This window comes from Collinsella aerofaciens, assembly GCF_027679495.1.
Taxonomy (GTDB): domain Bacteria; phylum Actinomycetota; class Coriobacteriia; order Coriobacteriales; family Coriobacteriaceae; genus Collinsella; species Collinsella aerofaciens_AK.
Map to the genome: position 1 here is coordinate 22884 of NZ_JAQEKC010000001.1, position 23384 is coordinate 46267.

Annotated in this window: 24 protein-coding genes, 1 tRNA gene and 1 pseudogene; 6 read left to right on the forward strand and 20 right to left on the reverse strand. The window is 66.2% G+C overall.

Annotated features, from left to right (window positions below; all coding sequences use genetic code 11):
• Positions 1-60 precede the first annotated feature (60 nt).
• The 16 genes from PGW49_RS00140 to PGW49_RS00215 form a co-directional block, all read right to left on the reverse strand.
• Complete coding sequence (locus PGW49_RS00140; protein WP_270224892.1) at positions 61-192, reverse strand: hypothetical protein; 132 nt, start codon at positions 190-192, stop codon at positions 61-63.
• Between the two features lie 147 nt (positions 193-339).
• On the reverse strand, positions 340-756 hold the full coding sequence (locus PGW49_RS00145) for a hypothetical protein (RefSeq protein ID WP_270224893.1): 417 nt from the start codon (positions 754-756) through the stop codon (positions 340-342).
• 1 nt (position 757) lies between these two features.
• Positions 758-946 (reverse strand): hypothetical protein, encoded by a 189-nt coding sequence (locus PGW49_RS00150; protein ID WP_270224894.1) that lies wholly within the window; start codon positions 944-946, stop codon positions 758-760.
• A complete protein-coding gene (locus PGW49_RS00155; RefSeq protein WP_270224895.1) occupies positions 943-1368 on the reverse strand; it encodes a hypothetical protein in 426 nt (141 codons plus the stop codon). Before PGW49_RS00155 ends, PGW49_RS00150 begins: the two co-directional genes overlap by 4 nt.
• Positions 1365-1562, reverse strand: coding sequence for a hypothetical protein (locus PGW49_RS00160; protein WP_270224896.1), 198 nt, complete (start codon positions 1560-1562; stop codon positions 1365-1367). Before PGW49_RS00160 ends, PGW49_RS00155 begins: the two co-directional genes overlap by 4 nt.
• 187 nt (positions 1563-1749) lie before the next feature.
• Positions 1750-4182: an AAA family ATPase gene (locus PGW49_RS00165; RefSeq protein WP_270224897.1), complete on the reverse strand. Its 2433-nt coding sequence runs from the start codon at positions 4180-4182 to the stop codon at positions 1750-1752.
• A 3-nt stretch (positions 4183-4185) separates the two neighbouring features.
• Positions 4186-5790, reverse strand: coding sequence for a DEAD/DEAH box helicase (locus PGW49_RS00170; RefSeq protein WP_270224898.1), 1605 nt, complete (start codon positions 5788-5790; stop codon positions 4186-4188).
• Positions 5791-5803: 13 nt separating this feature from the next.
• Positions 5804-6493, reverse strand: coding sequence for a hypothetical protein (locus PGW49_RS00175; protein ID WP_270224899.1), 690 nt, complete (start codon positions 6491-6493; stop codon positions 5804-5806).
• Positions 6494-6536: 43 nt separating this feature from the next.
• Positions 6537-7646 carry an ATP-binding protein gene (locus PGW49_RS00180; protein WP_270224901.1) on the reverse strand — a complete coding sequence of 370 codons (1110 nt, stop codon included), beginning with the start codon at positions 7644-7646 and terminating at the stop codon, positions 6537-6539.
• Positions 7646-8977, reverse strand: a complete 1332-nt coding sequence (locus PGW49_RS00185) for an AAA family ATPase (RefSeq protein ID WP_270224902.1) — start codon at positions 8975-8977, stop codon at positions 7646-7648. Before PGW49_RS00185 ends, PGW49_RS00180 begins: the two co-directional genes overlap by 1 nt.
• A 2-nt stretch (positions 8978-8979) precedes the next feature.
• Positions 8980-10290 carry a ParB/RepB/Spo0J family partition protein gene (locus tag PGW49_RS00190; RefSeq protein WP_270224904.1) on the reverse strand — a complete coding sequence of 437 codons (1311 nt, stop codon included), beginning with the start codon at positions 10288-10290 and terminating at the stop codon, positions 8980-8982.
• 37 nt (positions 10291-10327) lie between these two features.
• Positions 10328-10777: a hypothetical protein gene (locus tag PGW49_RS00195; protein WP_270224905.1), complete on the reverse strand. Its 450-nt coding sequence runs from the start codon at positions 10775-10777 to the stop codon at positions 10328-10330.
• Positions 10778-10850: 73 nt separating this feature from the next.
• A complete protein-coding gene (locus PGW49_RS00200; protein WP_270224906.1) occupies positions 10851-11381 on the reverse strand; it encodes a hypothetical protein in 531 nt (176 codons plus the stop codon).
• Positions 11366-11611 carry a hypothetical protein gene (locus PGW49_RS00205; protein ID WP_270224907.1) on the reverse strand — a complete coding sequence of 82 codons (246 nt, stop codon included), beginning with the start codon at positions 11609-11611 and terminating at the stop codon, positions 11366-11368. The genes PGW49_RS00200 and PGW49_RS00205 overlap by 16 nt, the downstream gene beginning before the upstream one ends.
• A gap of 170 nt (positions 11612-11781) precedes the next feature.
• A complete protein-coding gene (locus PGW49_RS00210; RefSeq protein WP_270224908.1) occupies positions 11782-11982 on the reverse strand; it encodes a helix-turn-helix domain-containing protein in 201 nt (66 codons plus the stop codon).
• Positions 11983-12294, reverse strand: coding sequence for a hypothetical protein (locus PGW49_RS00215; protein ID WP_270224910.1), 312 nt, complete (start codon positions 12292-12294; stop codon positions 11983-11985).
• 150 nt (positions 12295-12444) lie between these two features.
• On the opposite strand from PGW49_RS00215, the gene PGW49_RS00220 reads away from it, so the two are divergent.
• Together PGW49_RS00220 and PGW49_RS10435 are read left to right on the forward strand one after the other, a co-directional pair.
• Positions 12445-12828, forward strand: coding sequence for a helix-turn-helix transcriptional regulator (locus PGW49_RS00220; protein ID WP_270224911.1), 384 nt, complete (start codon positions 12445-12447; stop codon positions 12826-12828).
• Positions 12829-12870: 42 nt separating this feature from the next.
• Positions 12871-13617, forward strand: a pseudogene (locus PGW49_RS10435) (recombinase family protein); the annotation flags it as partial.
• Between the two features lie 667 nt (positions 13618-14284).
• Here PGW49_RS10435 and PGW49_RS00225 read toward each other — a convergent pair.
• From PGW49_RS00225 to PGW49_RS00240, 4 genes are all read right to left on the reverse strand, one after another.
• Positions 14285-14356, reverse strand: a tRNA-Gln gene (locus PGW49_RS00225).
• Positions 14357-14394: 38 nt separating this feature from the next.
• On the reverse strand, positions 14395-15300 hold the full coding sequence (locus tag PGW49_RS00230) for a peptidoglycan-binding domain-containing protein (RefSeq protein ID WP_022094145.1): 906 nt from the start codon (positions 15298-15300) through the stop codon (positions 14395-14397).
• A gap of 138 nt (positions 15301-15438) precedes the next feature.
• The gene (locus PGW49_RS00235) at positions 15439-16452 is read right to left on the reverse strand and encodes a polyprenyl synthetase family protein (protein WP_260699342.1); all 1014 of its coding nucleotides are present in this window, start codon (positions 16450-16452) and stop codon (positions 15439-15441) included.
• A 125-nt stretch (positions 16453-16577) separates the two neighbouring features.
• Positions 16578-19028, reverse strand: coding sequence for a PTS transporter subunit EIIC (locus PGW49_RS00240; RefSeq protein ID WP_055285614.1), 2451 nt, complete (start codon positions 19026-19028; stop codon positions 16578-16580).
• Positions 19029-19257: 229 nt separating this feature from the next.
• On the opposite strand from PGW49_RS00240, the gene PGW49_RS00245 reads away from it, so the two are divergent.
• The 4 genes from PGW49_RS00245 to PGW49_RS00260 all read left to right on the forward strand — a co-directional run bounded on the left by PGW49_RS00245 (position 19258) and on the right by PGW49_RS00260 (position 23381).
• Positions 19258-19977 (forward strand): GntR family transcriptional regulator, encoded by a 720-nt coding sequence (locus tag PGW49_RS00245; RefSeq protein WP_035137765.1) that lies wholly within the window; start codon positions 19258-19260, stop codon positions 19975-19977.
• Between the two features lie 306 nt (positions 19978-20283).
• Complete coding sequence (locus PGW49_RS00250; RefSeq protein WP_195544790.1) at positions 20284-21600, forward strand: ABC transporter substrate-binding protein; 1317 nt, start codon at positions 20284-20286, stop codon at positions 21598-21600.
• 87 nt (positions 21601-21687) lie between these two features.
• Complete coding sequence (locus PGW49_RS00255) at positions 21688-22542, forward strand: carbohydrate ABC transporter permease (protein WP_055285610.1); 855 nt, start codon at positions 21688-21690, stop codon at positions 22540-22542.
• On the forward strand, positions 22542-23381 hold the full coding sequence (locus tag PGW49_RS00260; RefSeq protein ID WP_022095055.1) for a carbohydrate ABC transporter permease: 840 nt from the start codon (positions 22542-22544) through the stop codon (positions 23379-23381). Before PGW49_RS00255 ends, PGW49_RS00260 begins: the two co-directional genes overlap by 1 nt.
• Positions 23382-23384: the final 3 nt, after the last annotated feature.

The window sequence follows — 23384 nt, forward strand, 5'->3', positions numbered from 1 at the left end:
AGGAGACCCGCCGGGCCCAGCCCGCCCGGCGTGCCCACAGTATCCGGTTGTTGTCGCCTGTCACCCCGCCAGCGCCGCGGCGAGCGCCATGCACCCGCGCAGCACCATGAGGTCGATGGCGAGCGCCGCCAGCAGCACCAGCAGGCAGCCCCTATTCGGCCCCTCGTCCACCGCGCACCCCCTTGGTCGCATGCCACTCGAAGTCGCCGAACGCGTGCCCGCACCAGCGGCACTCGTCGCCGGCCCTCGGCAGCCTGTGCCACACCGTGCGCGTCCCGCACTTCGGGCAGCGCACCTCGATGCTTGGCCTGCGCTTGGGCCCCTCGGCCTTTCCGTCCATCACTCGTCCTCCTCGATCTCGTCTATCCACAGCGCGCACTCCTCGGCCGCCCTCGCCGCCAGCGTCCGCGCCAGCGAGTCAGGCAGCCCGCGCAGCAGCTCCAGCAGGTTCTCGGCGGCCAGCGCGCAGCCGGCGGCCCCGCCGCCCAGCAGCTCGACCTCGCCGCCGTCCGGCGCGATGGCCTGCACCCTCACGTCCCGCGGCATGTTCCAGTCGGCGAAGCCGTCGGAGACGATGAGGTGCATGCAGTCCCCCGGCCGCAGGCGGTCCCGCCCCAGCGGGCAGGGCTGCCGCGCCTCGTGGAACGCGTACCACCCCTCGTGGACGCGCCCGCCGGCGTCCGTGTACCGCACCCGCGGCACCTGCGGCAGCGGGGAGGTCGCCGGCAGGTCGGTGTCCATGATCGTGATGCCCACCTCACTCGCCGCCCTTCTGCTTCTCGCCGGCCGCGAACCACCCGTGCAGCGAGCGGATGCACGCCGGGCACAGCTCGCGCATGGAGCCGTCCACCCTCACGCTGTCGCGGAGCAACGTCCTGGCGTACCTCAGCGGCTCCATGGCCGTGGGCTTCCCGCAGCGCCCGCACTCGTACTCGATCGTCCTCACTGCCCGCTCGCCTCCTCGTTGCGCTCCGCGTCTGCCGGTTCGAGGGCGCGCAGCCACTCCTCCAGCCCCATGACCGCTGCGCCGCACGTGTTCGCCACGGCCGCGGCGAAGGCGGCCGCAGCGTCGGAGAGCCACCCGTCGAGCATGCACACGCCGTCATAGCGCGGGGTGCCGTCGGGGAACTCGTCGGCCAGGTCGCGCACCATCTGCCTGAGTATGCCGGCGTTCACGCGCCCGCGCCACGGGAGGCTGCGGAACTCGATGCCGTCGAACTCGATGCTGTCGGCGTCTCGCCCGGCGTCCGCCGTCCTCTGCAGGTACTGGCGCACCTCCCAGTACATGTCCGGGTCGGTCCAGACCGGCCCCACTATCGCCACGCCGCGGATGTCGACGGCGCCGCGCCCCGGTACGTCCACCTTCATCGCCCGGTCACCTCCACGGCCTCCTCGCGGCAGTTCCCGCCGGCGGCGAACCACTCCTTGAAGCCCTCGGCGCACTCCGGGCACAGGTGCCTGCGGCTGCCCACCTTCCAGATGCCGCGGTACGGCCTGTGCACGTACATCCTCGCGTCCATCTCCACGTACCGCCCGCAGCGGTCGCACTCGTAGACCTTCATCTCTCGTTCCTCTCGTTCGTTCGTTCTTATTTCGTCTGGTTGCATGGATGGCGGGGCGTAGCCTCGCGCACGAGTGCGGGCGCGGCTTCAGCCCGCACGCACGGCCCCGCCACCATCCAACTAGCTGGTTTTGCTTGTGTGGATACACTTATCTCTTTAGAGATAGTCCATACATACACACAACGGCCTACCAGCCGGTCATGGCCGCCTCCATCTCGGGGTCGCGGAGGATGCCCGGCTGCTTGCCCTTGCCGCCCTCGCAGGTGATCGTGCACCACTCGTTGGCCGAAGCCTTGACCCATGACTGCACTGTGGCCTTGGTCACCTGCCTGCCGTCGACCTCGGGCATGCGCTCCACCACGTTGGCCACGGTGGCGTCCACGCCGTCCTCGGCGCAGGCGGCCATGCCCTCGCGCAGCGCGGCCAGCTTGGCCTCCTGCTTGCGGGCGTCGTTCCTGGCCTTGCGCTCGCGGCCCTGGGCGCGGTAGTCCGCGCGGCCCAGCTCCTCGCCCTCGGGGCTGGCGTCGGCGAGCGCTCCGGTGGCGTCGATGCGGTGCATGGGGTAGTCGAACAGCAGGTTCACCGGCTCGAAGCGCGGGAACTCGCGCAGGGTCCCCTCGACGCGCCACGCCGTCATGGCGCGGGCCGCCCGCCGCGCGGCCACCACGCCGTCCAGGAACGCGCCGGCCCACTCCGGCCGGGCCGCCTCGACGCGCGAGCGGCACGCCGAGACCATCGCGTCCCCGCCCGCGGCCCGGGCGTCGTCGGGCACGGAGGCGCGCCAGTCGCCGAGCGCGGCGGCGTTGGCGTCCATCCACGCCTCGCACCAGCCGCCCACGCGCCGCGCCTCCAGCTGGGCGCGCAGCTCGTCGGAGACGTGCAGCTCCAGCATGTCGAGCAGCGCGTCGGGGTCGCGGGCGAACACGCCCGAGCCGGATGCGCGGTCCATGGAGCGCTTGCCGCCCTGCGCGCCCTTGGAGTGGTGGTGGCAGTAGATGACGGCGCACCCCAGGCTGTCGGCCACGCGGTCGAACTGGTTGCAGAAGGCGGCCATCTGGTCCGCCGAGTTCTCGTCGCCGGTGATCACCTTGTAGATGGGGTCGATGATGACGGCGATGGGGCGCTCCTTGGCCGCGCGGCGTATGAGCGCCGGCGCCAGCTGGTCCATGGGCTTGGAGCGGCCGCGCAGGTTCCAGATGCACACGTTCTCCAGGTTGCGCGGCTCGGCGCCCATGGCGGCGTAGACGTCGCGGAAGCGGTGGAGGCAGGATGCGCGGTCCAGCTCCAGGTTCACGTACATGACGCGGCCCTGGGCGCACCTCCACCCGAACCACGGCAGGCCCTCGGCCAGCGACACGGTGAGGCCGATCAGGGCGAAGGACTTGCCCGCCTTGGACGGCCCGGCCAGCAGCATCTTGTGCCCCTGGCGCAGCACGCCCTCGATCAGCGGCGGCGCGAGCTCGGGCGGGTCGTCCCACGTGGCGGCCAGCGTCTCGGGGTCGGGCAGGTCGTCGCTCTGCTCCTCCAGCCACTCGCGCCACTCCTTCCAGCTCGCCCTGCCCATGGAGCCCGCCACCATCCACTGCCTGCGGCCGGCGCGCATGGCGCCGGGCATGCGGGACAGGCGGGACGGGTTCTTGTTCTGGGTGTCGAGCTTCAGGCCGTTGTCCGCGCACGTGCGGTACAGGAAGTCGACGCGGCGGCGGTACTCGTCGTAGTCGCGGGCGTCGACGCGCACGATGGCGTGCACGGACTTGTTGCCGCTGTGGACCACGGCGGCGATGGGCAGCTCCAGGGCGCGCATGACGGCCATCTGGCGGCCCGGCGCCATCTCGTCGGACTCCACGAGCGCGTAGCGGAACTCCGCCACGTTGTCGTTGCGCACGCCCTGCCCGTCGAGCGGGTTGAAGCGAATCCACGCGCCGCTCTCCGGGTTGGGCGCGCCGATGGAGCTGGCGAGGTCGTCGCCGTACTTGGCCACGCTCTCGATCAGCTCGCCGGCGGTGCGGGTGTAGATGCCCTTGCCCGCCGGCGTCCACCGGCCGTCGCGCTCGAACGCCTCGGTGACGTAGCCCACCACGTCCTCGGGGTCGAACAGCGCCGACAGGTAGCGCGTGAGCTGCTCGCCGGGGTGCCACGCGTCGCCCTCGGGCTCGCGCAGCTCGTCGGACTCCAGCCACGTGGGGTCCACGACGACGTTGGCCGGCTTGGCCGCCGGCGCCGCCTGCGGGCGGGTCGTGCGCCAGTCGCGGGCGCCGGGCCGGTCGGGGCCGTCCCACGGGTCGGCCTCGCGCACGTCCCAGTCGAGCGCCACGTCGTCGGAGGCGGGCGGCTCGTAGCCGGCCTCCATGGCCATGTGCACGAGCGTGCCGCCGTTCACGCGGCCGTCGCCGCCGGCGCGGAAGGTGCGGTACTTGCGCTCGCACTCGCCGGCGTGGTAGCGGGCGGGGTCGCGGGCGCTCCACGCGTCCCAGACCTCCCACGGCACGCCCTCGGCCGCCAGCGCCATGCCGACGTCCACCCACCCGCGGTAGTCCAGCCCCGCGGGGTCCACGGCGTCCAGCAGCCCCTGCAGGTCGTCCTCCAGCAGGCTGCCGCCGCCGTATCCGTAGTCGTCCATCTCTTACACCCCGTTCCTCGGGTCGTAGGTCGCCGGGTCGACGCCGCGCGGGACGCCGCGCCAGCCCTGCGCCGCTATGCGGCCGATCATGTTGCTGGCCGCCTCGAACGGCCACGTGCCCACGGCGCGGAAGCCGTAGGACTCCAGCCGCCGTATCTGCTTGGGGGTCGCCAGCCCCTCGCGGCGGCGCTGCGCCAGGCGGTCCAGCAGCAGGCTGGCCTTGCCCCGGCACTCCACGGCGTCCGGGAAGATGCCGTAGCGCTCCAGCGCCGCCAGCTGCTTCTCGGTCGGCGGCTCCAGCTCGGCGGGGAACGCGGGCTCCCAGCCGGCCAGGTCCTCCGAGCGGATGCTCATGGCGAACTGCACCGGGTCCACCAGCGCGCGCTTGCGCTTGCGCATGGACGCCAGCTGCTCGGCCAGCGCCTCCTCGCGCTGCCGCACGACGTCCTCGGACGCCTGCCGCTCCACGGCGTCCAGGTCGACCGGCCCGCCGGCGGTCTCGGCGATCTGGGTCATGCGCTCGGCCACCTCGGGCGACCTGGCCACGATGTGCGCCGGTCGGCACAGGTCGTGGCGCTCGGTCATCCACAGGAAGTCGAGCACCAGCAGGTCGGTCTTGCCGGTGGCCGGGCTCAGGCGGGTGCCGCGGCCCACCATCTGCACGTACAGGCTGCGCACCTTGGTGGCCCGCAGCACCACCACGCAGTCCACGCTGGGGCAGTCCCAGCCCTCGGTGAGCAGCATCGAGTTGCACAGCACCGAGCCGGGGCCGGCGGCGTCGAAGCGCGCCAGCGTCTCGGCGCGGTCGGTGCTGTCGCCGTTCACCTCCATGGCGTCGAAGCCGCGCTCCGCGAGCGCCGCCGCGAACTTCTTGGATGTGGCCACGAGCGGCAGGAAGGCCACGGTCTTGCGGCCCATGCAGCCGGCCGCGGCCATCTCGTCGGCGATGCGCCCCAGGTACGGGTCCAGCGCCGTGCCCAGGTCGCCGGCCGCGAAGTCGCCGGAGGAGACCCTGACGCCGGCCAGGTCGATGGCCACCGGCACGGTCTCGGCGCGGATGGGGCACAGGTACCCCTCGCGGATGGCGGTCGGCAGCGTGTACTCGTAGGCCACGCTCTCGAAGTACTGGCCCAGGTCGCGCTTGTCCCCGCGGTCGGCGGTCGCGGTCACGCCCAGGACCTTGGCGCCGGGGAAGTGCCCCAGCACCTGCTGGTAGGAGTCGGACAGCGCGTGGTGCGCCTCGTCGACCACGATGGCGTCGAAGTGGTCGGGGGCGAAGCGCGCCAGGCGCTTGGGCCTCATGAGGGTCTGCACGCTGCCGACGGTCACGCGGTACCAGCTGCCCGCGCTCGTCTCCTCGGCGCGCTCGACCGAGCAGCCCAGCCCGGTGGCGGCGCGCAGCTTGTCGGCGGCCTGCTGCAGCAGCTCGCCGCGGTGGGCGAGGATCAGGACGCGGCCGCCCGCGTCCACGACGTCCTTGGCCACGGTGCAGAAGACCACGGTCTTGCCGCACCCCGTGGGGAGGACCAGGAGCGTGCGCGCCCGGCCCCCCTCCCACTCGCGCTCGATGGCCTCGCGCGCGGCCTGCTGGTAGGGTCTCAGCTCCACGGGTGCCGCCTCCCTACTGGATGCCCCAGGCGCCGGGGGCAGCCTGCTGCTGGAAGGCAGGCGGCTGGACGCCCTGTGAGGCCGCCTGCGGGGCCGGTGCGCCCGGTGCGGGCGAGTACTGCGGCGCGGGCGCGAACGCGCCGTTCTGGGGCGCCTGGGACGCCTGCGGGGCGTATCCGGGGGCCTGCTGCTGCGGCGCCGGGGCGGCCTGCGCGGCGGCGGCCCTGCAGGCGGCGTCGTAGGACTCCCACGCCTCCTGCTGCTCCTCGGGCTTCACGAACCACTCGACGTCGTTTGTCTGGCGCTCCTGGCCGTCGCGCCCGGTGTAGGAGCGCACCTTCAGCTTGACCCAGCCGGTCGAGCCCTCGATGCCGCCCCAGTCGATGATCACCTTGCCGGCCTCGTTGCGGCCGCGCCCCACCGACTCCATGAAGCGCGAGACCTTCCACAGCTGGTTGCGCGTGATGTACAGGCGCTGCTGCACCGTCGTGTCGCGGCCGTCGGCGCCGGTCACGGACAGCGTGAGCTTGGCCATGGGGCACTGCGGCATCTTCTGCGAGCCCTGGTAGCGCTCGCGCTCCATCCTCTCGACGCGGAAGGGGTAGAAGCCCTCGGGCAGCAGCGTCCATCCGCCGTGGCTACCGTCGTCCGGGTCCGCCTCGCACACGTCCCAGTCGAGCGCCACGTCCTGCATCTCTGCCATCTCTCAATCCTTTCTCTTCTTCGCCGCCATCGGCGGCTCTCTGCTAGTTGAAGGGCACGTCCTCGGCGGCGCGGTACTCGGCCACCTTGGCCTTTACCTGCTCCCACTGCGGGACGATCAGGCCGGCGACGTAGTCGGCCGGGTAGTTGGCCAGCGGCGTGTCGGGCGTGAAGTGGCCCTGCAGCACCGCGAAGCCGCGCACCTCGTCGGGCGTGACGCCGTCGCGCTCCATGAGCTGGACGGCCGGAGCCCAGAACGCGGGCAGCCCCTCCGTGCCGGGGATGCTCGCCGGGGCGTCGCCCGCGGGTGCCGCCTGCGGTGCCGGGGCGGGCTGGGGTGCCGGCGCGGGTGCCGGTGCCGTGACTGGCGCGGGCGCCGTGGCGGGCGTCTGCTGGGGCTGCTGCGCGGCCGGCTGCGCGGGCGCCATGGGGGAGGGCACGTGCGGCGCGATGGCCTCGTAGCCCAGCGGCACCTCGTCGGGAAGCCCCCAGCGGTTCTTGGCGTCCCAGGCGGCGTGGTGCGTCGTGAAGATGGTGCGCTTGGCGCCGCGCGCCTTGCCCTTGGCGCTGAAGCCCTCGCCGACCATCTCGACGACGGTCTTGTAGTTGACGAACAGCAGCGCGTCCGCCCACTCCTTCAGCAGGCCGGCGTCCTTCTTGTACATCTTCATGGTCCAGCGGTCGTAGCTCGCCGCCTCGTCGGGCTGGTCGAACTTGCTCACCGTGGCGTGTGCGGTCACCACCACGTTCATGCCGGCGTCGCGCACGTCGGTGAGCAGGTCGAGCAGGCGGCCGAACTCCTCCAGCGCGTACTGCCAGCACTTGCCGTAGTTGAGCGCCTCCATGCTCTGCCACTTGTTCTTGGCGCACAGCTCGGCGCACAGCAGGCGCTCGGCCCAGTCGGCCGTGTCCAGCACCAGCGTGCCGCACGGGCGCTCCGCGGCCACGGCGCGCACGAGGTCCTTCAGCGCCGTCCAGCTCTGCGGCGCCTGGGTGCGGGCCACGTCGTAGCCCTCGGTGCCGCCCTCGGTGTCGATGAACAGCGGGTCGGGGAACTGCGCGGCCAGCGTGGTCTTGCCGATACCCTCGACGCCATAGATGACCACCTTCTGCGGGTGGACGGTAGCCCCCCGCGTGATCTGGATGCTTCCCATTACCTGATCTCCCATCCGGCCGGCGTTGCGGGCGCGGGCGCCTCGGCCTCCACATCGCCGCCGGGCTCGCCGAGCTGCCCGCGGCCGTCCTCAATCACCAGGCTGCACTCGCCGCCGGTGGACACGCGCGTGCCGATGACCTGCAGGCCCTCGGACTCCGCCCACGCGCCGAACTCGGCCAGCGTCTGCAGGTCCATCTGCTCCAGCTTGTCGACCAGCACGAAGCCGCACTCCGGCTTCAGGCGGCGCACGATGGCCGTGGCCACCTTCAGCTGCTCGCTGCCGCTCATGCAGTCCCACGGCTGGCCGCCGTAGGTCAGGCGCGCCTCCTCGTCGACGGACAGGCCCGGCAGCGGCAGGTCGGCGCCGCGCAGCAGGTCCGTGCGCTCGGCGCGGATGCGGCCCATCTCGGCGTCCAGGTCGTCGTACTGGGACTTCAGCTCGTCGGCCTCGGCCATGGCGCGGGCGCGGCGGGCGTTGGTGCGCACCTTCTCGTTCACGGCGTCGGCCGCGGCCAGCTGCGCCTGCAGCTCGTCGGTGGACTCGTCGCGCAGCTGCGCGGCGTCCTTGCTCGCCGTCGCGGCGTCCGTGGCGAGCCGCTGCACCTCGGCGGCCTTGGCCTCGATGGCCGCGGCCAGCTGCGACTCCTGCTGCCTCAGCGCCGCCATCTGCTGGCGCGCCGCGGCCAGCTGGCCGTTGATGTGCTCTGCCTCGTTGCGCTTGCGCTGGTTCTCGCCGTTGCGGGCGAGGATGGCGGACTGCGCGGCGATCAGCTCGGCGGCGTCGACCTCCTCGGCCGGTGCGTCCGGCCAGAACTGCATCTCCTCGGCGCTCGCGCGCTTCTGGCGCTCCATCACGCCGACGTCGTGGCGCTGGTTGTAGACGCTGCTCGCCTTGGCGTCCAGCTCGGCGAGGCGGTCGCCCACGCCCAGGATGGACAGCAGCGTCTCGGCCTTGTCCTTGTCGCTCGACTCCATGAAGCGCGGCAGGTCGAGCGCCAGGCGGTCCACCAGCGAGCTAAGCAGCGCCTGGCCGGACTTGCGGCCGGAAGGGTCGGTCACCTTCAGCGAGCCGTTCTTGCCGCGGCGCTCCACCACGATGCCGTTGTCCAGCACCACGCGCAGCGCCGGGGCGCTCGCCGCGCCCTCGCGGGCCGCGTTGGACGGGCGCAGCTTGTCGCCGCCCAGCGCCCAGCCGATGGCGTCGAGCAGGCTGGTCTTGCCCTGCCCGTTGCGCCCGCCGATGACGGTCAGCCCCTCGGCGCGCGGCTCCAGGTAGACCGCCTTCACCCTCTTGACGTTCTCGGCCTCGACCGATGCGATCTTGACCATCTCTACTTCTCCTCCTCGTTCTCGTTTTTGTTCTCGTTCTCGCGCACGGCCTCCAGCCACGCCTTGGCCTCGGCCACCAGCTGCATCTGGCCCGCGCCCATGCGCCAGCCGTCCTCGACGGCCGCGGCCACGGCCTCCAGCCACGCGGCGACGGCGACGGGCGCCTGCACGGTGCCGCCGGGCTGGCCGCCGGCCACGCACATCCATACGCCGCCGCCCGGGACCGCGTCGCCGAGCCAGTCGTGGAGCGCGTAGGCCCCGCACATGCCGGTGATCCGGCCGTCCGGGCGCGTGCCGTCGTAGCCCGCCGCGTCGAGGGCCTCGGACGCCTCCGTGTAGGCCGACCACCTGTTGGCGGGGTCGCCCAGGAACGCCGCGGCGGCCTTGGCCATGGCGTGCTCCGGGTAGTCGCCCTCCAGCAGGCGCTCGGCGAGGTGCGCGAACATGGAACCGGCCGCCTCGCGGCACGCCGTATCCATGCGGTCGGCGTCCTCGCGCAGCCTCGCCGCGGCCGCCTTCTCCTCGGTGTCGGCGGGAACGTAGCGGTAGGCGTACGGCACGGCCACCGTCGGCAGCACCAGCACCCACGCGGCCCCCTCCGGGTCGTCGGCGGCCTTGGCCACGAACGCCTCGGGGTTGTCGGCGCGGCAGTCGTAGGCGTAGCCGGCCGTGTCGAAGGACTTCTGGCCGTGCAGCTCGACGCCCAGGCGCTCGGCGGCCTCGTCGAAGGCGGCCACTATGCGCTCGCTCTCGACCTCGCGGCGGCACTCCCTGGCCACGCGCACCCATTCGCTCTCGCTCGCGTTCGCCACGCGGACCGCGCGCTGGCCGGTGAACTCGGCCACGGCCAGCAGGTGGTCCAGGCTCATGGTCTCGGCCTCGGCGCCGATCTCGGACGCCACGCGGCGCACGCGGGCCATGCCCTTCTTGCGCACGGCGCGCTCGACCTTCTCGGGCTCCACGCCCAGCAGCAGGCAGCGCTGCGCGCCGCGGCTGCGCTCGGCGTCGTCCAGCGGCTTCTTGTCGTCGGTGGCCAGCATCGCCAGCGCGGCGTCGGCGTCGCCCCAGTCCTCGCACACCACGGCGTCGAACTCGGCCGTGCCGGCCTTGCGCATGGCGCGCCAGCGGCGCTCGCCGTCGACGATGCGGTACACGCCGCCGTCCTGCACGAGCAGCGGCGGGGTCATGGGCTCGCCGGGGTGCGCCGGGTTCAGGCCGAAGCTGGCGGCCAGCGCGTCGAGGTCGCCGAAGTCGCGGCGGGGGTTGCCCTCGCTCGGGTAGACGTCCTCGGTCTTTACTCTCTTCAGTTGCATGTTTCCTACTCCTCCTAGCTGGGAAAATGCGTTTGTGTCATTGATTTGAGATTTTTTTAATCATGCGTTCGAGGCGTCGGCGCCTCGCCTTCAGCAGCCTGGTGAGCGTCCTCACCTCCCACCGCTCCAGCGCCTCGCGGTAGGCGTCGCGCGCCCTCGCGGCGCGGTAGGGCGTCATGCCCTCGGTGCGGGGCGGCGCGGGCCTCGGGTCCGGTGCGCTCTGCAGCCTCGTCTCGGTGGACGCGTACACGGCGCGGTCGGCCGGCCCCAGGCGCTCCATGGCCTCGGCCGTCTCGGACTCCGCGCGGGCCACCAGCGCCCTCAGCTCGCACGGGCGGCAGGTGCCGCTCGCCCTCAGCTCCGTGCGGGCCATCCCGCACGCCGGGCACGTCTCGGAGCACCTCGGCTCCCAGTGGCGCAGGCTCACGCCCATGCGGGACGCCTTCTGGCGCACGGCCTCGTTGGACCTCCTCAGCGCCCTGGCCACCTCGCGCCTCGGCATGGTGCCGGCGATCTCGGCCAGCCTGCGCTCCTCGGAGGCGGTCCAGGGGCGGCACCGCTCACCCCTCCTCATTCGGCGCGCCCTCGCCGGTGTGCAGGTAGTACCAGCCGTGCGCGAAGGCGCTGCGCTCGTGCTCGTTGGTCACGAGCCCCTGCCCCAGGTGGAACTGCCGGCGGTTCATCAGCCAGTCGACGGCCCACGCGGCGTTGCCGCGCGTCTTGGGGTTGAGCACCTGCCTGCTGGTCTGCAGCACGACCTCCTCGCCGGCCTCGTGCAGGTGGCCCAGCAGCTGGCCGCACAGCCACGGCGTCTGGTGCGAGCCCTTTGTGCCGGAGAAGCGCCCGTGGTAGGGGACGAAGCCCTCCATCACGACCGGCCCGTGCTCGTGGGTCTCCAGGAACCTCCGCAGCAGCGTCCAGATCTCCTCGCAGCGCGCGTCCAGCAGGTCGTTGTCCGCGCCGCAGCCCTGCTTGAAGGCGAACGTGCGCGAGTCGAGCACGCGGCGCCGCGTCATGTGGACCACGCCCGTGTGGAGCGACCCGGGGTCGATGGCCACGATTGCCTCGGCGGCCTCTACTCCTCCGCCCATTCCGCCACACCTCCCTGGTAGTCGGAGACGGCGGCGGAGTGGCCGCGCTCGTACGCCCGGTCCGTGCCGTCCGCGCGGCCCTCGCCGTAGCCGGCCGCCGTGCCCTGCGTGTAGCCGAGCTGCCATGCCTGCCCAACGGCGAGCGCCACGAGCAGGGCCACGGCGAGCGCCGTGCGCACCGTGCGCCAGAACTCGGCGCGCCTGTGCGATACTTGCGGGTACCCGCTCACGCGGGCCTCTTCAGGGGACTGGGCGCGCTGTGCTTGGCGGCTTCCGCGCGCTCGGCCCTCCACCTCTCGTACTCCCGCCGGACCTCCGGCAGGGCGAACGCGGACCTTGCGGCAGTCAGCGCCGCCCGACGCTCCGCGGCTGTGGCGCCCATATACGATCACCTCCGCCATTACTCCTCCTCTTCCAGCAGCTGCTCCATGGTCACGCCCAGGACCTCGGCCAGCTTCCTCAGCTTGGGCACGCTGGCCAGAGTGCGGCCGCGCTCCCAGTTGCTCACCTGCGTCACGCTCGACGCGCCCACGGCCACCGCCAGCTGCATCTGGGTCATGCCCAGCTCCTCGCGGCGCTCCTTCATCAGCTTCCCGTTCATCTACTCCTCCTTCTCCTTGTCGTCGTCCCACTCGGGTGCGCGCACGATGGTCTCGAAGTCCGTGGCCCAGCCGACGCCGCGAACGGTGAAGCGGATGCCGGCGCAGGCGTAGTACGTCTTGCCGCCCATCTCGAAGGGCTGGCACATGTCGGACTCCATGAGCTTCATGGCGAACATGTCGAAACCCCACTTCGCGTTGATGCGCGAGGCGATGGAGCCGTGCGTCTCCTCCATGCACCCGTTCTCGCCCGGCGCGAAGGTGATCATCTCCGGCGTCATGGCCTCGTAGCTCGGGCTGTACTTTGCGTCCATTGCTTCTCCTCTCATAAGGGGTTAGTGACAGGTGACTATTTACCTGTCGTTGACGATTAGAAGATAACCAGTAATAGGTTGGTAGTCAATAGGTAATTTTGTTTTTATAATCAGTAACAGGTAAGCGATTGCCTATTGGAGGTGACTTGGATGCTCTTCGAGCTAAAAGCGATCAGGAAGAAGTCGGGGCTGTCACAGGAGGCTGCAGCAAAACAGCTGGGTGTTCCCCTGAACACCTATAGAAACTGGGAGCAGCTGAAGACGATGCCGCGCGACCGCGGCGATATTCCGAGGCTCGCCCGGTTCTTCGGCGTGACGGTCGAGGACCTGTTCGGCGAGGACTTCGTGGTGCCCGGCACGCTGAACGATATGTACGAGACGCCGAAGGCCGAGAAGCCGCAGTACCGCGTGATAGACAAGCGCCTGGAGGCCATCGAGGGCGCCTACGAGGCGATGAACGAGAACGGCCGGCACGTGCTGCACAGCGTGGCCACGTCGCTGGCGCGCGACCCGGCCAACGCCGGCGGGGAGTAGTTCCGCAGTATTCGATTGATATGTGAGGGGAGGCGCCCGGCCATGGCCACGGCGGCGATCTACGCCCGCTACAGCTCGGCGGGCCAGCGCGAGGAGTCCATCGAGGACCAGGTGAGGGTGTGCCGCGCGGCCATCGAGGCGGCCGGGGACGCCGTGGGGCACGTCTACGAGGACCGCGCCACGACCGGCACGACCACGGACCGCCGCGCCGGGTTCATGCGCATGGTGGCCGACGCCCAGAGGGGGCTGTTCTCGGCCGTGTACGTGTACAAGCTCGACCGCTTCGCGCGCAACCGCTACGACGCGGCCGTGTACCGCCGCCGCCTGAAGCAGGCCGGCGTGCGGCTCGTGAGCGCCACGGAGCGCACCGGGGACGGCCCGGACGGCATCCTGCTGGAGTCGATGCTGGAGGGGCTGGCGGAGTACTACAGCGCGAACCTCTCCGAGAACGTGCGGCGCGGGCTGGCGGGCAACGCCATGAAGTGCCGCCACAACGGCATCCGGGTGTTCGGCTACGACCACGGGCCGGACGGGCGCTACGTGGTCAACGAGGGCGAGGCTGCGGCGGTGCGCCGGGTGTTCGCCATGTACCAGCAGGGCGCCTCGTTCGCCGAGATCATAGCCGTGCTGCCGGCCGTGCGCTCGAAGGGCGGCGGCCCGCTCACGGTGCAGATGGTGGGCAAGATGCTGCGAAACGACAAGTACGCCGGCGTCTACCGCTACGGCGACACGGTGGTGGAGGGCGGCATGCCCGCGATCATCCCGCGCGAGGAGTTCGACGCCGTGCAGCGGCGCCTGGCGCTGCGCACGAGAAGGAGGAGGTCCACGGTGGACTACCTGCTGTCCGGGAAGCTGTTCGACGCGGAGGGCCACCGCTACCAGTCCAGCAGCGGCCACGGGAAGTCGGGCAGGAAGTACACGTACTACCGCTGCCCGGCGACCGGCCACCAGGTGCGCCGCGACGCGCTGGAGGCGGAGGTTGCCCGCATGGTGGCGGACGCCCTCGCCGCAGACGACGGCGCCGTGGAGGGCATCGTGGCCGACGTCATGGCCGAGCAGGAGGCGGCGCTGGCCGACGACCTCGCCGCCGTGCGCGCCATGGAGAGGCGGCTGGAGCAGAACGCCCGCGAGCAGTCGCGCATGGTTGACCTCGCCGCGAAGACCGGCGCCGTGGACGCCGTGGCCGAGAAGCTGAACGCGCTGGCGGACGAGCGGGCGGCGCTGGAGGCCGAGATCGCCGACGCGCGGGCCGGCATGGGGGCGCTCGACGCCGAGCAGGTGGAGTTCTGGGTGCGGCGCGTCATGGGGCGCTCCGACCCGCTGGAGGCCGTGCGGCTGTTCGTGCGCCGCGTGGTGGTGGACCGCGCCGCCGGCACGCTCACCGCGGAGTTCACGTTCGATAAGAAGGAACCCCCGCCGGACGGTCCCGGCAGGGGTTCGCGTAAGTATCTGGGGGCTGGGACGGAGGGATTCGAACCCCCAACAGCCGGCACCAAAAACCGGAGTTCTACCGTTGAACTACGTCCCAATGTGTGGTGTTGCCCAAAAACAACTCGTTTAGTTTACCTAATCTGCGAGGGCATCGCAAACGCCGTCGAGCAGGCGTACGGCGAGTGTCTGCGCGTCGCTGGCCGTGAAGGTGCCGTTGTAGCGCGTCATGCCCGTGAGCTCAATGCGAATGCGTGCCGGCTTCTGCTGCGCGGCGACATTGGCAGTGCGGATGCGCTGGGCCAGGTTGTGGCACTCGGCGAGGGCGATCGTGGCGCGCGGCGCTGCATCTGCGGGCAGCTCATCGCTTGCGATCTCGAGCACTAGGTCAACGTCGGTTGGGACCTCGGAGTCGCAGAGCATCATGCCGCTGTTGTCGGTCGTTGCCGTGGCGATATTCCACATGCGCGACGCAACGCTGCGTGCGATGGGGTCCTCGCCGATAACGGCAATCTGGAAGCGCTCGAGCACGTTGGCGGCGCGAGCAAAACCGATACGGGACTCGGCTTCGGTGACCGAGGGCTTGCCCTCCCACACATGGTGCAGGCGGTTGATGTAGGCGTAGGTGTCCTGGAAGGCCATGCCGTCGGCAAACAGGCCGACATTTTCCTGGAACTGCTGCAGGGCGGCCTCGGTATGCGGACCAAAGTAGCCGTCGTCTTCGCCACAGGCAAAGCCCAAAACGTTGAGAGCGCGCTGCAGGGCCTGCACATCGGCGCCATGGAAATTGGGCATGCGCAGATAGAGAGTGCGGTCGCCCAGCTTATACGAAGCGTCTACAAGGGCGCTCCAGCAGGGGATATCGACGGCATGACCGGCAGCAAGGCCGCTGTCGAGCCTGAAGGTGCTGACGGCCTGCTCAGTGGTGGCTCCAAAGTACTTGTCGGTGACTTCGGCGGCATCAATCGTGTAGCCGAGCTGTAGGAGACGAGACTGCACGTCTTCGACGGCTGCTCCTTGCATGCCCGTTGTAATAGGTTCCATGAACGAACCCCTTTCGGCGTACCATTCGTACTATTTGAGCGTCTGTCGGATAGACAACGCAAAGGGATGCATAAACATGCACTCAACAGTGTAGCAAGTTGTGCCTAAATACGCTGCTGACAGGTTTTATAACCCCCGTTAGTTAAGGCGCTCCACAAAGAAATCTGCCATGGAGAGGAACAGCTCGCGTGCGTGCGGATCAAGCTCAACGTTCTCGATGGCCGCTTTGGCCTTAGCGGTCAGGTCGAGCGCGTAAGTGTGGGCGTAATCGATGGAGCCGGTCTCCTGGAAGATCTCCACGGCGCGTGCGAGCTGCGCGGGATCATCGGTGCCCGAGGAAAGAATCGCCTCGACCTCGTCGTGGTGGCGCTCATCAGAGAGGGCGTGTACGGCGACAAGCGTGCGCTTGCCCTCGGTGATGTCGGTGCGGAAGTCCTTGTTGGCGGCTTCCTTAGTGCCGACAAGGTTGAGCAGGTCGTCCTGAATCTGAAAGGCGAGGCCTGTGTGTAGGCCAAAGGCGCGCAGCGCTTCGATTTGCTCATCGCTGCCGCCGCCGATAATGGCTCCGGCGGCAAGCGGCGTGGCTCCGCTGTAAAACGCGGTCTTGTGCGTCGCCATGTCCAGGTAGTCATCAACCGAGATATCAAAGCGCCCGTCACGGACCCAACCCAGGTCGAGCGCTTGACCCTCGATGGTGCGGACGATCATCTCGGTAAGCTCGTGGAGCACGCGCAGCTTCACGTCGGACTCCAGCGTGGGGTCGTCGAGAACCGTCTTGGTGACCATGGTGAGCGCCAAGTCGCCGCAATTGATGGCAAGGCCCGTGCCCTCGGTAAGGTGCATGCAGGGCTTGCCTCGACGAAGCTGTCCGTTGTCGGCGATGTCGTCGTGGATCAGCGCGCCCGACTGGAAATGCTCGATGGCTGCCGCGGCGCTGCGGGCGCTCTCAAAGCTACCGCCCACTGCGGTTGCGGCGAGCATACAGATAAGCGGGCGGTGGCGCTTGCCGGCGTTGGCCGTAAAAGCCGAGAGCGGCGCATACAGGTAGCGCTCGATATCGGCAGAGGTCGCCTGTCCGTCAAAGAACGTGGCCAGATAGTCGTTAATCTGGTCAAAGTGCTGGGCTAAAAAGCTGGTAAACGGACTGGACACGGGTTCTCGCATTCTTTCTGAGGTTGCGTTGATGCAATATGCAGACAACATATTGCCACATTAGGGCGTTTGGCGCGGCAGTTTTGGCGATTTGGGACAACGGGCGTGCGTTTGATGGAGCGCGCCTAAATCAGCCCAAAATGCTCGAGCGCCGCAACGACACCGTCGTGATCGACGGTGTCGGTCACGTAATCGGCCTTATCCTTGAGATAGTCCGGCGCATTGCCCATGGCGATACCGACATCGACGGCGTTCATCAGCGAGACGTCATTGCTGGCGTCGCCAATGCCGTATACGGTTCCGTGGTGGGGGTCGAGGGCGTCGAGTACAGACTGGATGCCCCCGCGCTTCGTGCATTCGCGGGGCGAGATTTCGGTTACCTCGAGTTCGAGCTCGTTAAAGCACAGCAGCGGCTCAAGTGCCTTATCTTGAGCGATGTGGTTGGCGAGCGATGTAGACATCAAGATCTTGTAGACACTGTAATGTTGCAGCTGCGTGACTGCGTCGCCCAGGGTGCGCGCGTATCCGGGGGCATCGGGGGCATCGGCACTCATGCGCACGACGCCGTTGAGGCCCTCAAAGCGGATGACCTCGCCCGATTGCTCAAGATAGGGGGCAAGATGCTGCAGCATGCTGGGCGTCATCGACAGATCGCGAATTGCGTGTCCGTTGATCTCGGCGTAACCGCCCGCAAGACAGACGATGCCGGTCCAGGGCAGCTCAAGAAGTTTGGGGTGGATGCAGCTGAGGGTACGTCCCGTGCAGATAAAGGCCATGTTGCCGTTGGCGACAAACTCGCGGATTGCCTGCGAAACCGCCTCGTTGGGATAGGGGGAGAGGTCCCGCTCGTCTTCGGGAAGGTCTTGGGCGAGCCTGGGGTCTTGCCAGGCGAGCGTTCCGTCGATATCGAAGAAGCAGATATCGCCGCGCTTATGGGCTGCGCTGGCGGCAGGGGAGGCCGAGGTGGTGGGCACAAATTCCGGCTCGAGGCCCATGATCTGGTCAAAATGCTCTTTAACGCGGGGAACGGAGATGCCGATGACCACCTGGGCGGTCTTGCCCGTAATGATGAGGCCCTTGGCGCCCACCGCGACAAACGACGCGTTATCTGCAACGATGGAAGGGTCTGCGACCTCGACGCGCAGGCGCGTGGCGCAGTTGGTTGCGCCCACGATATTGCCAACGCCACCTAAAAGCTGAATTACCCGCTCAGCGAGGACGTGATCTTGATCGGATCGACTATCGACCTCGTCATTGGGGGATTGCTCTTTGGCAAAGTCGCTTCCCGTTAAACAATCGATTGCCGCGCGATTGGCAACATGATCCTCGCGGCCCGGTGTTTTAAGGTCATAGACCAAGATGAGTGCTCGAAAACTAACAAAAAAGATGAGGCTAAAGGCAAGGCCGATACCGAGCGCCAAAAGATAGGCACCGGCATGCGTGCGCATGAGCGGAATAAAGTTGAAGGCTGCCATCTCCATGAGGCCGCCCGAGAAGATGCCGACGATGCCAAAGAGATTCATGGTTGTGGCAAGGCAAGACGATAAGACGGCGTAGAGCAAAAAGAGCCCGGGGTGGGTGAACATAAAGAGAAACTCGAGTGGCTCGGTAACGCCGCAAACCACCGAGGCGATGATGGCGGGAGCAAGGATGACCCTGAGGCCGGCGCGGCGCTCGGGTTTTGCGGTGGAGTAGAACGCGGCTGCGATGGCGGGAAGGCCAAAGAGCTTGACCCAGCCGGTGGCGGTAAAACCGGCCCACGGCGCAAGTTCATTAAGGGGGCGCGTGCTATGGGAGAGGATGGGGAGCAAACTGCTCCACGTGGCGTAGATGCCGTCGTTAATGACCAGGTTGTCGTAGTAGATCGGCATGTAGAGCAGGTGGTGCAGGCCAAAGGGCTCGAGTGCTCGTTCTAAAAAGACAAAGATGCCCACGCCAAAGGGACCGACGCCTGCAAGTGCGTGACGCAGCGTATCAGTTACATCGTATACGTAGGGCACGATGGCGGCCGAGATAGCGGCAAGGGCAAACACGGCAAAAAAGCTGATGAGGTAGACCAGCGAGGAGCCCGAGAAGGTGCCGAGCCAATCGGGAATTTTGGCATCGTAGAAGCGGTCATGGATGGCGACGACGGTTGCCGATACCGCCAGCGGGCCGATAATGCCGGTGTCGAGCGTCTTGATGCCGTCGATGACGGTGATACCGCTGGCGGAGGTCAAAGATGACGGGTACTCAAGTCCAAGGTTGTCTCCGCTCAGCTTAATGATCTCGCTCAAAAAGAAGCAGTAGGCAAAATAGGCGACGAGAGCCTCGAGGCAGCAACGAGCCGGTTGTTTTTGGGCAAGACCGATGGGCAGCGCTACGGCAAAAAGGAGCGGGAGGCGTTTAAAGACCGTCCACGAGCCGCGCTGGATGATAGCCCAGAAAACGTACCAAGGGGTTCCGTATACGGCGAGATCGCCGACGATGTCCGCAGTCGTTGCGAGAGCGGAGACGCCGACCATGAGGCCTGATATAGAAAACAGCATGGCGGGCGCGAACATTGCCCCGCCAAAGCGTTGGATTTTTTGCAGCATGTTCTGCCTTCCGAATATCGAGGCGCGTTGCGCGTGGGGAAACGTTTAAACAATGGATTCATTGTAGAGGACCAGACGATTGTCGTACCGGCAGTTTTGAGCGAAACCGATTTGGGCATGACAGAAACCGTCAACGGTTAAATCCTGTCGCTTTACCGATATTCGGTTTAAACAACTTTAAGAAATGCTATCGTGCCTAGCCGGAAATGAATAATGTAGAGGTGAAACAATGCCAAAAGCGATATACGAAGGAATCTACCGAGAAATACGCTCGCGCATCATTAATGGGACCTATGCGTTTCAGGAGATGCTGCCAACCGAAGCCGAGCTGACCGCGGAGTTCGGATGCACTCGCAATACCGTCCGTCGCGCCTTGGGTATGCTGGCCGACGGGATGTTTGTGCAGCCCATACACGGCAAGGGCGTGCGCGTTATTTGGCTTAAGGGCGAAACCGACATGTTGGGCGCACTCGAAGAGGTTGAGTCGTTTGGCGAGTTTGCAAAGCGCAACAATGCCGTTGCATCGACGGACGTTAAGTCTTTCGAACATCTGGTTTGCACCGAGCAACTCTCTCGTCACCTGGGCTTTAAGGTGGGCGAGGAGTTGATTCGCGTAGTGCGTGTCCGAAGCCTCAACGGCAACGCGCGCCAAGTGGACCATGGCTATTTTTTGGCGTCGATCGCCAAGGGCCTGACTCCCGAGATCGCGGCAGATTCTATTTACGGCTATCTGGAGCACAAGCGCGGTGTCAAAGTGATGGCGAGCCGTCGTACGGTGAGTGTCGAGCTCGCCAACGATGAGGACTGTAGCTATCTTGACCTCGGCAAATACAACTGCGTTGCCGTCATGGAGAGTCAGTCGTACACCTCGGATGGCATCTTGTTTGAGGTGACGCACACTCGCACACACCCCGAGATCTTCCATTACCGCGTCAATTCCAAGCGATAGCCGGCTAGCTCGCAGCCTGACGAGACTCATGGCCTCAAAGAGAAAACGCCCGGTCAAACCGACGGTACATCGGCTTGACCGGGCGTTTTCTCTGCATTCGATAACTAATAATTGTTTATACAAAACTTGTCAAGTATCAAGTTGAAATTACCGTTCACTGAAGTTTTTCTACCGCTCTAGTAATACTTGTTCAAACAATTAGCCAAATAGCGTATCGTTCAAATCAGCAAAAGGGGCAAAGTCCCCGAGCCAATCTCCGAAGGCGGCGGCAAAGGGTGCCGCCACGGTGTGAAAGGGTGGATTGTAATGAAGAACGAAATGAGCAGAAGGCAGTTCCTGGGCTTTGCTGGTTCCGCGGCTGCGGTTCTTGGTCTGGGTCTCGTGGGCTGCGGTGGTTCTGCCGGCTCCGGCTCCTCTGCTTCTGGTGACGCTGCCGAGGTCTACTTCCTCCAATTCAAGCCCGAGGTCGACAAGGAGTGGAAGGAGATCGCCAAGGCCTATAAGAAGGAGAAGGGCGTCGAGGTCAAGATCGTGACCGCTGCCTCCAACACCTACGAGGAGAAGCTCAAGTCCGAGATGTCCAAGAGCTCCGCTCCGACCCTGTTCCAGGTCAACGGCCCCACCGGCCTTAAGAACTGGAAGGATTACTGCGCCGACCTGTCCGATACCAAGCTCCGCGGTGAGCTCATTGACGACTCCCTGGCTCTGCAGTCCGATGGCAAGGATCTGGGTATCGACTGGGTCCAGGAGAGCTACGGCATCATCTACAACAAGCAGCTGCTCGAGAAGGCTGGCTACAAGGCCGAGGACATCAACTCCTTCGACAAGCTGAAGGCTTGTGCCGACGACATCCAGGCCCGCAAGGACGAGCTTGGCATTGAGGGTGCCTTCACTTCTGCTGGCATGGATGACTCCTCCAGCTGGCGCTACACCACCCACCTCGCCAACCTCCCGCTCTACTACGAGTTCGAGAAGGAGCACAACCAGGAGGACGACGAGATCAAGGGCGAGTATCTCGACAACTTCAAGCAGATTTTCGACCTGTACATCACCGACTCCACCTGCGATCCTTCGCAGCTTGCCTCCAAGACCGGCGACGACGCCACCAACGAGTTCGCAACCGGCAAGGCCGTCTTCTATCAGAACGGTTCTTGGGCCTACGCTGACCTCACCAAGGCCGGCATGACCGACGATCAGATTGGCATGATGCCCATCTACATTGGTGTCGACGGCGAGGAGAACCAGGGCCTGTGCTCCGGCGGCGAGAACTACTGGTGCGTCAGCTCCCAGGCTTCCGAGGATGCCCAGAAGGCAACCGAGGACTTCATGTATTGGTGCGTTACTTCTGACACCGCCACCAGCATCATCGCTGACAAGATGGGTCTGACTGCCCCGTTCAAGAGCGCTAAGGAGACCACCAACGTCTTCTCGCAGCAGGCCGTTGCCATGGCCAAGGACGGCAAGAAGACCGTCGCTTGGGACTTCGTCTACATCCCCTCTGAGGAGTGGAAGAAGAACCTCAAGCAGGCTCTGATTGCCTATGCTGCCGACAACAGCAAGTGGGACGGCGTCAAGAACGCCTTCGTCGATGGCTGGAAGACCGAGAAGGCTGCTTCCGAGTAAGCAGTTGCTGCCCAAGCTATCTGATTAGCGACAGGGGGCGGGCAGACGTTGGTTTGCCCGCCCCCTGCATATTGAAAGGACCCTTCTATGGGCAAAGCACTCAAGCGCTGGTGGCCGCTCTTTATGCTGCCCACGTGTCTGGCGTTTATGATCGGGTTCGTGATCCCCTTTATCCAGGGTTTCTATCTCTCGTTCTGCCAGTTTATTACCATCAACAACACGCACTTTGTCGGTATCGAGAACTACGTGCGCGCACTGTCCGATCCGCAGTTTGCCACGTCGTTCTTCTTTACCGTGGCGTTTGCCTTCCTGTCGACGGTGCTCATCAACGTGATCGCCCTGGCCATTGCGCAGGCGCTCACCCGCAAGGCGCTCAAAGGCACCAACATCTTCCGTACGATCTTCTTTATGCCTAACCTGATCGGCGGCATCGTGCTGGGCTACATTTGGCAGATTCTGATCAACTGCCTGCTCTCCAACGTGGGCGCCCAGCTCATCGCTCTTAACTCTGCTGCTGGCTTCTGGGGCCTTATCATCCTGACCCTGTGGCAGCAGGTCGGCTACATGATGATCATCTACATCGCTGGTCTGCAGTCCATTCCGTCCGACTACATCGAGGCCGCCAAGGTCGACGGCGCTACGGCATGGCAGACGTTTTGGAAGGTTAAGATCCCTAACCTGATGCCGACCATCACCATCTGCCTGTTCCTGTCCATCACCAACGGCTTTAAGCTGTTCGACCAGAACCTCGCCCTTACCGGCGGCGCCCCCGCGCACTCCACCGAGATGCTCGCCCTGAACATCTACAACACGTTCTATTCGCGTGCCGGTATCGCATGGCAGGGCATTGGTCAGGCCAAGGCGGTTATCTTCTGCATCCTGGTCGTGGCCATCTCCATGATCCAGCTTAAGGCCACGAGGTCCAAGGAGGTGCAGCAGTAATGAAACGCGATAAGGTTATCAACCGCGCGCTCTCGATTTTCTTTACGATCCTGTCGCTCGCGTGGATCTACCCCGTGTTCATGATTGCGCTTAATTCTTTTAAGAAAGCGACCGCAATCAGCACCACCACGGCATTCGATCTGCTCACGCCCGAGACGTTCAACGGCCTCGCAAACTACATGCACGCCCTTAACGAGCAGGGCTTTGCCTCGGCATTTATGTACTCGCTCATCATCACGGTCACGTCGGTCGTGCTGATCTTGGTGTGCTGCTCCATGTGCGCTTGGTACGTGGTTCGTGTCAACAACAAGATCTCGAACTTCTTCTATTACCTGTTCGTGTTCTCGATGGTCGTGCCGTTCCAGATGCTCATGTTCACGCTGTCCAATTTGGCGGACCGCATCGGCTTCAACACGCCGTTCAACATCTGCTTTATCTACCTCGGCTTTGGCGCGGGCCTGGCGGTCTTTATGTTCGCCGGCTTTGTAAAGAACATCCCGCTCGAGATCGAGGAGGCGGCCATGATTGATGGCTGCAACCCGGTCCAGGTGTTCTTTAAGATCGTCCTTCCCATCATGAAGCCCACCTATCTTTCGGTCGGCATCCTCGAGACCATGTGGGTCTGGAACGACTATCTGCTGCCCTACCTTACGCTCGACTCCACCAAGTACAAGACCATTCCTATCTTGATCCAGTACTTCCGCGGCGGCTACGGCCACGTCGAGCTCGGCCCCATGATGGCCTGCATCATGATGGTCGTTATCCCCATCGTTATCATGTACATCCTCTGTCAGAAGTACATCATCGACGGCGTGGTGGCAGGTGCCGTCAAGGGCTGATGC